This is a genomic window from Nonomuraea sp. NPDC005730 (assembly GCF_040630865.1).
GTDB lineage: Bacteria > Actinomycetota > Actinomycetes > Streptosporangiales > Streptosporangiaceae > Nonomuraea.
This window is the reverse complement of the sequence record NZ_JBEXYK010000020.1, coordinates 119,173-132,162: the sequence shown is the minus strand read 5'-3', so window position 1 is coordinate 132,162 and position 12,990 is coordinate 119,173. Positions and strand designations below refer to the sequence as shown.

General features: G+C 72.6%; 12 protein-coding genes. 5 read left to right on the top strand and 7 right to left on the bottom strand.

The features are described from left to right. Positions 1–103: 103 nt before the first annotated feature. The 4 genes from infB to rimP all read right to left on the bottom strand — a co-directional run bounded on the left by infB (position 104) and on the right by rimP (position 5,146). Positions 104–3,226 (bottom strand): translation initiation factor IF-2, encoded by a 3,123-nt coding sequence (infB, locus tag ABZ444_RS24000; protein ID WP_358000727.1) that lies wholly within the window; start codon positions 3,224–3,226, stop codon positions 104–106. Between the two features lie 125 nt (positions 3,227–3,351). Further along, complete coding sequence (locus ABZ444_RS23995; protein ID WP_358000724.1) at positions 3,352–3,651, bottom strand: YlxR family protein; 300 nt, start codon at positions 3,649–3,651, stop codon at positions 3,352–3,354. Then, positions 3,635–4,639, bottom strand: a complete 1,005-nt coding sequence (gene nusA / locus ABZ444_RS23990) for a transcription termination factor NusA (protein ID WP_358000721.1) — start codon at positions 4,637–4,639, stop codon at positions 3,635–3,637. Before nusA ends, ABZ444_RS23995 begins: the two co-directional genes overlap by 17 nt. Positions 4,640–4,651: 12 nt before the next feature. Next, a complete protein-coding gene (gene rimP, locus ABZ444_RS23985) occupies positions 4,652–5,146 on the bottom strand; it encodes a ribosome maturation factor RimP (RefSeq protein WP_358000718.1) in 495 nt (164 codons plus the stop codon). A 284-nt stretch (positions 5,147–5,430) separates the two neighbouring features. Here rimP and ABZ444_RS23980 point away from each other — a divergent pair, with 284 nt between their 5' ends. Then, entirely contained in the window at positions 5,431–5,946 is a 516-nt protein-coding gene (locus ABZ444_RS23980) for a hypothetical protein (RefSeq protein WP_358000715.1), read from the top strand. Positions 5,947–5,957: 11 nt separating this feature from the next. Next, positions 5,958–6,494, top strand: a complete 537-nt coding sequence (locus tag ABZ444_RS23975) for a ferritin-like domain-containing protein (RefSeq protein WP_358000712.1) — start codon at positions 5,958–5,960, stop codon at positions 6,492–6,494. Positions 6,495–6,613: 119 nt separating this feature from the next. On the opposite strand, the gene ABZ444_RS23970 is transcribed toward ABZ444_RS23975, so the two are convergent. Together ABZ444_RS23970 and ABZ444_RS23965 are read right to left on the bottom strand one after the other, a co-directional pair. After that, positions 6,614–8,356 (bottom strand): proline--tRNA ligase, encoded by a 1,743-nt coding sequence (locus tag ABZ444_RS23970; RefSeq protein ID WP_358000709.1) that lies wholly within the window; start codon positions 8,354–8,356, stop codon positions 6,614–6,616. A 141-nt stretch (positions 8,357–8,497) separates the two neighbouring features. Then, positions 8,498–9,169 carry a hypothetical protein gene (locus tag ABZ444_RS23965; RefSeq protein WP_358000707.1) on the bottom strand — a complete coding sequence of 224 codons (672 nt, stop codon included), beginning with the start codon at positions 9,167–9,169 and terminating at the stop codon, positions 8,498–8,500. A gap of 133 nt (positions 9,170–9,302) precedes the next feature. Here ABZ444_RS23965 and ABZ444_RS23960 point away from each other — a divergent pair, with 133 nt between their 5' ends. Beyond that, on the top strand, positions 9,303–10,277 hold the full coding sequence (locus ABZ444_RS23960) for an acyl-CoA dehydrogenase family protein (RefSeq protein ID WP_358000704.1): 975 nt from the start codon (positions 9,303–9,305) through the stop codon (positions 10,275–10,277). 6 nt (positions 10,278–10,283) lie between these two features. Here the strand turns inward: ABZ444_RS23960 and ABZ444_RS23955 are convergent, their stop codons facing one another. Further along, the gene (locus ABZ444_RS23955; RefSeq protein ID WP_358000701.1) at positions 10,284–10,757 is read right to left on the bottom strand and encodes a hypothetical protein; all 474 of its coding nucleotides are present in this window, start codon (positions 10,755–10,757) and stop codon (positions 10,284–10,286) included. Between the two features lie 101 nt (positions 10,758–10,858). On the opposite strand from ABZ444_RS23955, the gene ABZ444_RS23950 reads away from it, so the two are divergent. Both ABZ444_RS23950 and ABZ444_RS23945 read left to right on the top strand, forming a co-directional pair. Continuing rightward, positions 10,859–11,926, top strand: coding sequence for an LLM class flavin-dependent oxidoreductase (locus tag ABZ444_RS23950; RefSeq protein WP_358000698.1), 1,068 nt, complete (start codon positions 10,859–10,861; stop codon positions 11,924–11,926). After that, on the top strand, positions 11,923–12,990 hold the full coding sequence (locus tag ABZ444_RS23945) for a hypothetical protein (protein WP_358000695.1): 1,068 nt from the start codon (positions 11,923–11,925) through the stop codon (positions 12,988–12,990). The genes ABZ444_RS23950 and ABZ444_RS23945 overlap by 4 nt, the downstream gene beginning before the upstream one ends.

Here is a 12,990-nt window from a genome sequence, read left to right as displayed (position 1 = left end):
GTCTGGCTGTGGGGGGGGGGCCCCCCCCCCGGCGCGGGGGGGGGGGGGGGGGGGCGGGGCGGCGCGCGGCGCGCGGGGGCCCCGCCCCCCCCCCGGCCGCGGGTCAGACCCGCGGCTTCTCCCGCATCTCGAACGTCTCGATCGTGTCGTCGAGCCGGATGTCGTTGTAACCGACACCGATGCCGCACTCGAAGCCCTCGCGGACCTCGGTCGCGTCATCCTTGAAGCGACGCAGGGACGAGACGGTCAGGTTGTCGGCGATGACGACGCCATCGCGGATCACCCTGGCCTTGCTGTTGCGGACGATCGTGCCGGAGCGGACCAGCGAACCGGCGACGTTGCCGATCTTCGGCACCTTGAAGACCTCGCGGACTTCGGCGGTGCCCATCTGGACCTCTTCGAACTCGGGCTTGAGCATGCCCTTGAGCGCCGCTTCGATTTCCTCGATCGCCTGGTAGATGACCGAGTAGTAGCGGATGTCGACGCCCTCGCGCTCGGCCAGGTCGCGCGCCCGAGGCTCGGGGCGGACGTTGAAGCCGATGATGACCGCGTTGTCGTCGGCGACGGCCAGGTTGACGTCGTACTCGGTGATGGCGCCGACCGCGCGGTGCAGGACACGGAGCCTGACCTCGTCGCCGACGTCGATCTTGAGCAGGGCGTCTTCCAGGGCCTCCACCGAACCGGACACGTCACCCTTGATGATGAGCTTGAGCTCGTCGACGCGGCCCTTCTCGAGGTTGCTGAACAGCTCCTCGAGGGTGAGGCGACGGCTCGACTTCGCCATGTCGGCGCTGCGCTTGCGCGCCGCGCGCTGCTGGGCGATCTGTCGGGCCATCCGGTCGTCGGTGACGACGATGAAGTTGTCACCCGCGCCCGGCACGGCCGTCAGACCCATCACCAGCACCGGACGGGACGGCGTGGCCTCTTCGACCAGCTCGCCGCTGTCGTCGAGCATCGCCCGGACGCGGCCGAAGGCCTCGCCACAGACGATGGAGTCGCCGACGCGCAGCGTGCCGCGCTGGACCAGGACGGTCGCGACAGGGCCGCGGCCCTTGTCGAGGTGGGCCTCGATCGCGATGCCCTGGGCGTCCATCGTCGGGTTGGCCCGCAGGTCGAGCTCGGCGTCGGCGGTGAGCAGGATCGCCTCGAGGAGGTTGTCGATGCCCGTGCCGTTCTTCGCCGAGATGTCGACGAACAGGGTCGAGCCGCCGTACTCCTCGGCGACCAGGCCGTACTCGGTGAGCTGGGCGCGAACCTTGGTGGGGTCGGCACCCTCCTTGTCGACCTTGTTCACCGCGACCACGACCGGCACGTCGGCCGCCTGGGCGTGGTTGAGCGCCTCGATCGTCTGCGGCTTCACACCGTCGTCGGCCGCGACCACCAGCACCGCGATGTCGGTGGACTTGGCGCCTCGGGCACGCATGGCGGTGAACGCCTCGTGACCCGGGGTGTCGATGAAGGTGATCTTCCGGTCTTCGCCCTCGTGCGTCGCGGCGACCTGGTAGGCACCGATGTGCTGGGTGATGCCACCGGCCTCGCGCGCCACCACGTTGGTCTTGCGGATGGCGTCGAGCAGCTTGGTCTTACCGTGGTCGACGTGACCCATGACGGTCACGACCGGCGGACGCGCGGCCAGGTCGGCCTCGTCGCCCTCGTCCTCGCCGAACTCGATGTCGAAGGCCTCGAGAAGCTCGCGGTCCTCCTCCTCCGGGCTGACGACCTGGATGTTGTAGTCGAGCTCGGCGCCGAGGAGCTGCAACGTCTCCTCGTTGACCGACTGGGTCGCGGTCACCATCTCGCCGAGGTGCAGCATGATCTGCACGAGCGAGGCGGGGTTCGCGCCGATGCGGTCGGCGAAGTCGGACAGCGACGCGCCGCGCGGCAGGCGGATCGTCGCGCCGTTGCCGCGAGCGACCTGCACACCGCCGATCGCCGGCGCCGACATGTTGTCGAACTCCTGGCGCCTCTGACGCTTGCTCTTACGACCACGCGCGGGACGGCCGCCGGGACGCCCGAACGCACCCGCCGTGCCACCGCCGCGACCACGGCCGCCGCCACCCGGGCGACCGCCGAAGCCACCGCCGCCGCCACCGGGACCACCGGTGCCGGTACGGGGACCGGCGCCGCCGCCACCGGGACGACCGGCGAAGCCGCCGCCGCCACCGGGACGACCGCCGCCACCGCCGGGACGGCCACCGCCGCCACCGCCGCCGGGACGACCGCCACCGCCGCCGCCACCGGGACGCGGGCCACCGCCCGGACCGGCAGGACGACCCTGCGGCATCATCATCGGGTTGGGACGCGGCCCACCGGGACGCGGACCACCGGCGCCGGGACCCGGACGCGGACCGGCCGCACCGGGCGGACCGGGACGCGGACCCGCGGGACGCGGACCGGCCTCGCCGCCGCCACCGGGACGCGGCGGACGGGGGCCCGCGCCGTCACGCGGCGGACCCTCACGACGCTCGCGCTGACCGGGGCCACCACCGTCGCGGTTGCCACCGGGACGCGGCGGACGCGACTGGCCCATGCCACTGGCGTTGGACGAGAACGGGTTGTTACCCGGACGCGGGCCACGCGGACCCGGCTTGGGACCGGGACCAGGACGCGGGCCGCCGCCTGCGGGCGCACCCGGACGCGGAGCCTGCTGCTGACCGCCACCGCCGCCACCGGAAGGCTGCCCGGGACGGGCCGCCGGACCGGGCTTGGGACCCGGACGGGCGGCGGGACCCGGACGCGGCCCCGGAGCAGGACGCGCGGGCGCGCCGGAACCGGCCGCGCTCTCGAAGCGGGCCTGCGGAGCCCCGGAGGCCTCGCCGCGCGCCGCCTCGGGCTGCTGCTGCGGCTGGTGAGGCATCGGCACCGGCGGACGCGGCTGCGCGCCGCCCGCGGGAGCCGCGGGGCCGGGACGCGGGCCGGGCCTCGGAGCCGGACCAGGACGCGGAGGGGTAGGGGTCGGCGCCTCCGCGGCGCCGTTGCCGGCCTGGTGTTCTGCCGGACGGGGCGCAGCCTTGGGCGGCTGCGGCCTGTTGGACGACGAACCGCCGCCCCTGGAGGGCCCACCCTTCGATGCGCCCAGAGCTTCGGTGAGCCTGCGGACCACCGGCGCCTCGATGGTCGAGGACGCCGAACGGACGAACTCCCCCATCTCTTGGAGCTTGGCCATGACGACCTTGCTCTCTACGCCGAACTCCTTAGCGAGCTCGTATACCCGGACCTTCGCCACTGCACTCCCTTACTCGGCCCGGGAGGCTGGCTGTGCCGTCCGGACCGTCGTTAACTTGACGTCTTCATCGCCGCGTGCTCATCAGGCGCTCATAGCAATCTGACTCCGCCCATCAACTCGGCGTCCTACATGACATTTCGTGATTCCTCCTCCAGATGTGCCCGCACACGCGAGGCGTCAAGCGGCCCCGGCACGCGAAACGCGCGCGGGAACGCTCGGCGACGCTCGGCGAGCTCCAGACAACTCAAGGACGGATGCAGCGATGCACCGCGGCCAGAAAGCCGTCCTCGCAGATCAGGGACCAGATGGTCCTCGATCCGCACCAGGCGGAGCAGCTCGGACTTAGCCGTGCGAACCCTGCAGCCCACACAGGTGCGCTGTGGGGCCGCGTGGCCACCATATTCCAGCTTACCGTGTTGACGCATCTACGGAACCGGCAGCATCCTCGGCTTGTGTGTCAGGCCGGATGTCAATGCGCCATCCGGTGAGCCTGGCGGCAAGCCGGGCGTTCTGCCCTTCCTTACCGATGGCCAGCGAAAGCTGGTAGTCGGGGACCGTCACCCGTGCGACCCGTCCTTCGAGATCGAGAACCTCGACATGGGAAACACGGGACGGCGACAGCGCATTCCCCACGAACTCGCCCGGATCCTCGGACCAGTCGATGATGTCGATCTTCTCGCCGTGCAGCTCGGTCATCACGCTGCGGACGCGCGAGCCCATCGGGCCGATGCAGGCGCCCTTGGCGTTGACGCCCGGCTTGCGCGACCGGACCGCGATCTTCGTCCGGTGGCCGGCCTCGCGGGCCACCGCGGCGATCTCCACGGTGCCGTCGGCGATCTCGGGCACCTCCAGCGCGAAGAGCTTCTTGACCAGGCCGGGGTGGGTGCGCGACAGCGTCACCGACGGCCCCTTGTGGCCCTTCTTCACCTGCACGACGTAGGCGCGGATGCGCTCGCCGTGCACGTAGTCCTCGCCCGGGACCTGCTCGGCGTGCGGCAGCACGGCCTCGATCTTGCCGAGGTCGACCAGCACCACGCGCGGGTCCTTGCCCTGCTGGATCACGCCCGAAACCAGCTCGCCCTCGCGGCTGGCGAACTCGCCGAAGTTGATCTCGTCCTCGGCGTCGCGGAGCTGCTGCAGGATGACCTGCTTGGCGGTGGTCGCGGCGATCCGGCTGAAGTTGCCCGGGGTGTCGTCGAACTCCCTGACGACGTCGCCCTCGTCGTCGAGCTCGGCCGCCCAGATCGTGACGTGGCCGCTGCCGCGGTCGAGCTGGGCACGCGCCTTGGGCGCCGCGCCCTCGGTGCGGAAGTAGGCGATCAGCAGCGCGTCCTCGATCGCCTTCACGACCAGGTCGAAGGAGATGTCCTTCTCCCGCTCCAGGCTGCGCAGGACGCTCATGTCGATGTCCACGAGGCTTCCCCCTTAGCCTTCGTCGCCGTCGACGTCGTCGATGTCGTCGATCCGGCGGAACTCCACCTGTACCCGGCCTCGGGTCAGGTCCTGGTAATCGATCCGGCTGGCGGAGCCGGCGACGTCGAGGTCGACGCCGCTCTCGTCCGCCGCCAGGACGCGGCCCTCCACCACGGTGCCGTCTCTCATCTCGGCCTTCACCAGCCGCTTGGCGGCACGGCGCCAGTGGCGCGGCTCGGTGAGCGGGCGGTCGACGCCCGGAGAGGAGACCTCAAGGGTGTAGGCGGCCTGCCCCATCACGTCGTCCTCGTCGAGCGCGGTGGAGACGGCCTGGCTCACGTCGGCGATGTCGTCGAGGCTCACGCCGCCGTCGCGATCGACGATCACGCGAAGCAACCGCCTCTTGCCCGCCTGGGTGACCGTGATGTCCTCCAGATCGAGGCCCTCCGCGCCGACCACGGGCTCCAGGAGCTTCATCAGGTGGTCGCGGGATGATGCGCTGCCCATATCGACCTCCCCTATTGTCATGTCTCAGCCGGGCGGACCTCGCCACTGGCTCTCCGCCGTCTGGCTGCGCAGCCAGCGACGACAGTTGACACCCTATCTGTACGGAGGCACGGAGAGAGCGCCACTCGTCGTGGTCGAGTGGCGGAGCGTCGCCTGACGGCGTTCCCGGGCACCAGCCCGTACGATGCTATCTGCGTCCGCAGTCACCTGGAGCCGTCGCCGGCGGCGCCCCGGTCACTGGGGTCCCTCGTCACCGGGTCCGTAGTCACCGGAGGTCCAAGCCCGTGCGCCCGCGTCACCTCTCCAGGCGAGCCGTGCTGGCGGGCGGAGCGGCCGCCCTGACGGCCTGCAGCGCCTCGGGTCCTGCCGGGCCCGCGGCCCCGGCGCCCGACTCGCCCGAGACCGTCCTGCTGCGGCAGGTGGTCGCCGACAAGGAGCGCACGGTCGCCCTCTACTCGGCGCTGATCGCGGGTGGCGCCGAGTCCCTGGAGCCCTTCCGCGCCCGGCACCAGGCTCACCTGGCCGAGCTGCGCAAATACCTGCCCGCGGGCACGCCGCCCGCCTCGCCGCCCGCTTCCTCGCCGCCTGTCTCCTCGCCGGCCTCGCCGGGCGCGTCACCCGGCGCCACGCCGTCGAAGTCCCCCAAGCCCACGCTGTCACGGCTGCGGGACGTCGAGCGCCGGGCGGCGGCGCAGCGGCCCCGTCAGCTCTCCGGCCTGTCCCCCGGCGTGGCCCAGCTCCTCGCCAGCATCGGGGCGTGCGAGGCGGTCCACGCCGTGTCGCTGCCCAAGTCGTCGTGAACGGGAACGTGATGAACAGGGTCGTGGTGGACAGCGCCGTGGTGGACAGCGCCGTGCGGGACAGCGCCGTGCGGGACAGCGCCGTGGTGGACGGGGACGACGTCGGGAAGCTGCGCAAGGCCCTGGCCGCCGAGCATGCCGCCGTGTTCGCCTACGGGCTCCTGGGGGCGCGTACGACCGGTTCCCTGCGGGACCTGACCGGTGCCGCTTACGAGGCCCACCGGGCCCGTCGCGACCAGCTCCGCAATCTGATCACCGGCCGCGGGGAGAGGCCGAACGAGTCGGAGCCCTCCTACGCGCTGCCGTACGTGCCCACGGGCGCCGCGCAGGCCGCCCGGCTGGCCGTGCAGCTGGAGAACGGCATCACGGCCGCCTATCTGGAGCTGGCCGCCGCGGGCGACCCCGCGCTGCGCAAGTACGCCGCCCTGGCCATGCAGGAGTCGGCGACCCGCGCCTACGCCTTCCAGCCGGCACCGCCCGCGGCCTTCCCGGGCATGCCGGGCAGCAGCCCGCCCCCGACGCCGGCGCCGTCCGGCTCCGGCGGCTGACGACACCAGCGAAAGACCGGCACGACGGCCCGTCCCCATCGGAGCCGGGACAGCGGCCCGGCTTCGAAGGGGTGCGGGCCGCGGGCGGGCGGACAGTCGCCCGGCCCGCGGGGTGTGGGTCAGCGGCAGGCGGCCAGGATGCGGGTGGCGGCCTCGGCGAGGGGGATCTCCTCCTTGACGCCGGTCACCCGGTCGCGCAGCTCGATGACGCCCTGCGACAGCCCGCGCCCGATCACCACGATCGTGGGCAGCCCCAGCAGCTCGGCGTCCTTGAACTTGACGCCCGGCGAGACCTGGGCGCGGTCGTCGACGAGCACCCGCAGCCCCTGCGCCTCCAGCTCGCCGGCCAGCTCAAGGGCGGCCTCGACCTGGTTCTCCTTGCCGGTGCCGACGATGTGCACGTCGGCGGGCGCGACCTCGCGCGGCCACACCAGGCCGAGCTGGTCGTGGGCCTGCTCGGCGATGACGGCCACGGCCCGCGAGACGCCGATGCCGTAGGAGCCCATGGTGATGCGGACGGGCTTGCCGTCGGGGCCGAGCGCGTCGAGGCCGGCGGCGTCGGCGTACTTGCGGCCGAGCTGGAAGATGTGGCCGATCTCGATGCCGCGGTCGATGGACAGCGGGGAGCCGCAGCGGGGGCAGGGGTCGCCGGCGCGCACCTCGGCGGCCTCGATCGTGCCGTCGGGGACGAAGTCGCGCCCGGCGACCACGTCGGCGGCGTGCTTGCCGGGCTCGTTGGCGCCGGTGACCCAGGATGTGCCGGTGACGACGCGGGGGTCGACGAGGTAGCGGATGCCGAGCTCGCGCAGGATCTGCGGGCCGATGTAGCCGCGGACGAGGCCGGGGTGGGCGGCGAAGTCGGCGGCCTCGAAGATGGCGGGCTCGCCGGGCGCGAGCGCGGCCTCCAGGCGCTTGAAGTCGACCTCGCGGTCGCCGGGCACGCCGACGATCAGCGTCTCGACCTTGTCGGAGCCGGGGGTCGTGACCTTGACGACGACGTTCTTCAGCGTGTCGGCGGCGGTGACGGACAGGCCGTGGCGCTCGTTGACGTAGGACACCAGGGACTCGATGGTCGGGGTGTCGGGCGTGTCGAGGACCCGCATCGGCGCGGCGCCGTCGAGGTCGCGGGCCGGCGGCGCGGCGGTGGTGACGGCCTCGGCGTTGGCCGCGTAGCCGCAGGAGTGGCAGGCGACGAACGTGTCCTCGCCGGTGGGGGTCGGCGCCAGGAACTCCTCGGAGGCCGAGCCGCCCATGGCGCCCGAGGTGGCGAACACGATCTTGTACTCGATGCCGAGCCGCTCGAACGTGCGGATGTAGGTCTCGCGGTGCTGCTCGTAGGAGCGCTTGAGGCCGTCGTCGTCGAGGTCGAAGGAGTAGGAGTCCTTCATGAGGAACTCGCGGCCGCGCAGGATGCCGGCCCTGGGCCTGGCTTCGTCGCGGTATTTGGTCTGGATCTGGTAGAGCGTGACCGGGTAGTCCTTGTACGAAGAGTATTCGCCCTTGACCATGTCGGTGAAGAGCTCCTCGTGCGTGGGACCGAGGAGGTAGTCGGCGCCCTTGCGGTCCTGGAGGCGGAAGATGTTGTCGCCGTATTCGGTCCAGCGGCCGGTGGCCTCGTAGTACTCGCGGGGCAGCAGGGCGGGGAAGAGCACCTCCTGGCCGCCCATCCGGTTCATCTCCTCGCGGACGATCCTGGTGACGTTCTCCAGCACCAGCTTGCCGAGGGGCAGCCACGAGTAGATGCCGGGGGCCACGCGGCGGACGTAGCCGGCGCGGACGAGGAGCTTGTGGCTCGGCACTTCCGCGTCTGCCGGGTCGTCCCGCAGGGTGCGAAGAAACAACGACGACATGCGCAGCAACACGGCTACTCCTTGCTCGGGGCCTGGATCTGAAGGATTACAGGCTATCGACTCGGGGGGCCGCGCCGCGCGGCGTTAACCGGGCGCGTACTGGCGAAGGCCCGGATCACCGGGCTCACGGCCACCGGCGGCCGGTACGCCCGCTCAGGCCGAGAGGGGCAGCCAGCCGCCCACGAAGACGCCCAGGCAGACCGTGAACAGACCGGCGAAGACGGCCGAGACCGCCAGGGCGCGCACGCGTGCCCGCCGGTTCCTGCGCAGCACCCCGACCAGGGCCACGGCCAGCAGCGCGACCACCATGGCGGGTCCGGGCCAGAACGACTGCTCGCTGTCGATGAAGCCGGGGGTCGCGCGGTCGACGACGTCGGCGATCAGCAGGGCGCCGATCGCGCCCGCGGCCAGGTCGCCCCAGCGGTCCCGCCTGCGGGTGACGTAGGCGAGCAGGCCGAGGCCGACGAGCAGGCCGACCGTCCAGTTCAGCCCGGCGACGCCGCCGCCGATGACGTCGAAGCCGTCCACACCGCGCAGCGCGCCCGCGCCCATGGCCGCGACCACGGTGGACACGGCCGCCAGGAACGTGGTCAGCAGCGCCCAGCCGAACCCCGACGCGGTGGCGCCCACGACCAGCGAGAGGGTCAGGTAGGCGTACGGGTCGTAGAGCTGGCCGAACCATTCCGGGCCCTTGCCGGCGGTGAACATGCCGATCAGGCCCACGGCCAGTCCGGCCAGGAAGGCCGCCAGCACGTGGTGTTCCATGCGGCGCAGACGCCGGTCGCATTCGGCGAAGTCGGCGTACTCGATCGCGGTGTGGTTCATCTTCATTCCCTGGTCAATCCCTCCCCCGGAAATGTCTAGGGATGACCGCATCCAGATTATGTATCCATCCAAAAAAGGCAAATTTCGGTCATCCGTATCTAAGACAAGCAATCGCTTGGTTTACGATGTCCCGGTGACCCTCTCCGATGAGCTCGGCGCCGTCGTCCGCGACTACCTCGCCGACCGGCCGGACGCGACGTGGCAGGCGTTCGCGCGGGACGTGGGCGTGGCGGGGCTGCTCGTGCCCGATCGGTACGGCGGCGCGGGCTGCGGCCCGGCCGAGGCGGCGGCCGTGGCCGAGGAGCTGGGACGCGCGCTGTCACCCCACCCGTTCCTGCAGTCGGCCGTGCTGGCCGTCGGGGCGCTCATGGCCGACGGGGACGAGGAGGCGCGGGCCCGGCTGCTGCCGGAGCTGGCCGCGGGGGCGGCGACGGCGACCGTCGTGCTGCCGGGCGACGGGGAGCTGGCGCTGGCGGACGACCGGCTCTCGGGCGCCGTGCCGTACGCGCTGGACGGCGAGATCGTGCTACTCTACGCCGGCGGGCACCTGGTGGAGGCCGTGCCGACGCGGCGGGCGGCGTGCCCGACCATGGACGAGACCCGGCCGCTGATCTCCCTCGCCTTCGACCGCACCCCCGTACGGCGGCTGGGCCCGGGGACGTCGTGGGCCCGCGTACGTGACCTCGGGATCGCGGTCCTGGCGGCCGAGCAGACCGGCGGCGCGGCACGCTGCCTGGAGATGGCCACCGAGTACGCGCGCTCGCGGCGGCAGTTCGGCCGGCCGATCGGCTCCTTCCAGGCGATCAAGCACAAGCTGGCCGACGTGCTGCTGCTCGTGGAGTCCGCCCGCTCGGCGGCACGGGCCGCGGCGGCGCAGGCGGGGCCGGAGGGACGGACGGACGTCTTCGCCGCCGTCGCGGGGTCGTACTGCACGGAGGCCTACCTGACGGCGGCGGGCGAGAACATCCAGGTGCACGGCGGGATCGGGGTGACCTGGGAACATCCGGCGCACCGGTATCTCAAACGGGCCACGTCCGACGCCCAGCTCCTGTGCCCGCCGCGGACGCACCGCGCCCGCCTGGCCGCGCACGTCTTCGGCGAGGCGTGAGGCGGCTCAGCCGCCGAGCAGCTCCTCCCACGGATGGCGGGTGTTGGTGCGGCGGGTGGTGTCGAGGGCCTCGGCCAGGCGCCACAACCCCGGCCGCGCGCGCACCCGGGCCCGGCCCATGGGGTCTATCGCGCGCAGCTCGAAGCGCACCCCCATCACCTCCAGCACCGCCGAGCCCGCGCCCGCGGGGCCGGCGGCCGTGAGCGGCGCGCCGCCTGCGTCGCCCACCTGGCCGGCCAGCAGCGCGGCCACCTCCGAGGCGTACGGCCCGTCGCGCCACTCGATGTGCCAGCTCCGGTCGGCGCCGCGCCACCACGTCAGGTCGCGGCACGACTCGATGACGTCGGCCTCGGTCGCGAGGGCGGCCATGACCCGGCCGAAAGCCTCGTAACCGCGCGCGTCGGGGAGCGAGGGATCGTCGTCGCCATGGTCGTGGAACGTGCCGTCCTTCGACCGCCGCAGCGCGTGCTTTCGCCTCACGAGCAACCACTCTGATCGGCGGCGCGCCCTTCCCGCAAGTCTTCGGCCCTGATACTCTCTACCAAGCGAGCGCTTGGTTCACTACTTTCGCCGGAGGCGCGATGACGTCCCTACGGATCAGCCTGGGGTACGAACTGGAGGTCCGCGGCCGCACCCGCGAGGTCGAGCGACAGGCGTTCCAGAACGTGATCGAGCAGGTCGTCCTCGGCGATCGGCTGGGGTTCGACACGGCCTGGTTCGTCGAGCACCACTTCACCAGGGGTTTCTCCCACTCCTCCGCCCCCGACCTGGTCCTCGCGGCCATCTCCCAGCGCACCGAGCGCATCCACCTCGGGCTCGGCGTGGTGCTGCTGCCGTTCCAGTCGCCCATCCGCACCGCCGAGCGCGTCGCCACCCTCGACGTGCTGAGCGGCGGCCGGGTCGAGTTCGGCACCGGACGCGGCGCCTCCCCCCTGGAGTACCAGGCCTTCCAGCGGCCGTTCGAGAAGTCGCGGCAGATCTGGGAGGACTCGCTGGAGGCCACCCTCGCCATCTGGCGCGCCGACGGCGAGCCGATCAGCAGGTCGAACGAGTTCTTCGAGATCCCCGACGTGGCCGTCTACCCCCGTCCGGTCCAGGAGCCGCACCCGCCCGTGTGGGTGGCCTCCACCTCGCTGGAGGGCTACCTGGCCGCCGCCCGGCACGGCTACAACCTGCTGGGCATGACGATGCTCAAGGGCATCGACGACGTCGCCGCCGACATCGCGAGATATCGGGAGTGCCTGGCCGAGAGCGGCTTCGACCCCGCCTCCCGGCGGGTGGCGCTGATGATCCCCTGGTTCGCCGCCCCCACCCGGGACGAGGCCACCGACACCGCCGCCGACGCCGTCCTGTGGTACATCCGCCGCCAGGTCAACCTGGTCACCCCGCCCGACTACTACGACGCCCGGCACGCCACCCACCGCGTGCTGGGCCAGCTCGCCGCCGGGATGCCGCCGGAGGAGGCGATGGCCACCCTGCGCGAGCACCTCATGGTCGTGGTGGACGACGTCGAGGGCTCGCGCAAGGCCCTGGCCAGGATCGCCGAGGCGGGCGCCACGGACCTGATCATCCAGGCGCAGGTCGGCGGGCTGGCCCACGAGAGGGTGTGCGAGTCGATGACGCTGTTCATGAACGAGGTGGCCCGTTGACCGCCGCCCGCTGGCTGACCCGCGACGACCTCGCCTCGGCCGGACGCTCCGCCGAAGGGCTGCTGCTCGTGGCGCCCGACCTGTCCAGCGTGTTCCCGCTCGGCCCCGAGGACGCCGCCGCCGCGACCGGGCTCACCGCGGCGGCGCTGCGCGCGGCCGGGGTCGGCGGGCGCGACCGGGTCGTGGTGGCGCTCGCCGAGCCCGCGGGCGCGCTGTGGGCCGCCGCCGCCGCGCAGGTCGCGCGGGCCGCCGCAGCCGTCGGGCCGCGCGGCCGCCTGCGCCTGCACCACGCGCTGACCGCGCTCGGCGCGACCACGCTGGTCAGCACCCCGACGGGCGCGATGGACCTGCTGGCCCGCCTGCACCTGGAGTTCCTCCTCGACCCGCTCGACCTCGGGCTCGAACACATCGTCCTGACCGGCGAGATCGCCTCCAGGCGCACGATGGGGCATCTGGCGGGCGAGTTCGGCTGCGCGGTCACCGAAGTGCTCGCCAGCCCGTTCGGCGGGGCCGCCCTCGCGTTCAGGACCGCCGAGGACGCGCCGCTCACCCCCCTCGCGGACGGCGTGCTGGGCCTCGCCTCGCTGACCAAGGACGACCTGGCCGGCCAGGAGGACGCACTGGCCGAGCTGGTCATCACGCCGTCCGGGCACTCCACGCTGGGCGACGCCGTGCTCAGGACCGGCCTGGTGGCCAGGGCCGGCGGCTCCGGGCTGCCCGCGCCCGCACACACGGTCGGCGACCACGTGCTGGTCAGGGGCGTGTGGCTGGCGCTGCCGCGGGTCGAGAAGGCGCTGTCGAAGGTCGACGGCGTGACCGGCTGGGAGCTGTCGGTCGAACGCCAGGGCACCCTGGACGCCGCCGCCCTGACCGTCTCGTTCGGCCGGGAGAGCCTGGTCAGGAACCCGATGTGGCGATCGAGGATCGAGCAGGCCGTACGCGCCCTGACCCCGATCTCGATCGACGTGCGGATCGCCCAGGACGTCCTGGAGACACCCGCGCCCGGCACGGTGGACGACCGGCGCGGCCACCATCTCGGCCGGGACAGGGCCCTCGTCAGCTAG